Genomic DNA, 545 nt, shown 5'->3' with positions numbered 1-545 from the left:
GGAACTGAAACTCTTGCAACAGGAACGTATTATGTAAGCGAGACTTCTGCAGACGGATGCGAAAGCTCAAGAACTTCGGTAAGCGTAAACGTTTATTCTACGCCTTCAGCACCAGCATTAAGTGCGATTACACAGCCAACGTGTTTAACTGCTACTGGAAGTTTTGTTATTAATAATTATAATTCAACTTATAATTATACAATAACTCCTTCAGCTGGAGTTGCTAACAACTCAGGTACAATTACAGCACCTGCAGGAAGTTATACAGTTTCTGTATCGTCTAATGGATGTTCATCTGATGATGTAAGTTTTGTTATTAAATCAATCTTATGTGCTAATGATGATGATTTCGGAACAAAATCTTCAGGATCAACAACAGCAACTATTGGCAATGTTAAAACGAATGATACTTTAAATGGTGTTCCAGTTACTTCGAGTAACACAGTTGTTACAGCAGATTCATCTGGACCATTGAGCGTTGATGCAAGCGGAGACGTTACTCTTGCTGCAAACACGCCAAGCGGAACCTACAGCATCACATACGA

Annotated in this window: 1 pseudogene; it reads left to right on the top strand. The window is 39.1% G+C overall.

What is annotated here, in order from left to right:
- Positions 1–545: pseudogene (locus AC1Q5Z_RS23380) on the top strand (hypothetical protein); the annotation flags it as partial.

Source organism: Flavobacterium sp. GW823-FHT06G12 (assembly GCF_058794775.1).
This window is presented reverse-complemented; position numbering and strand designations above follow the sequence as displayed.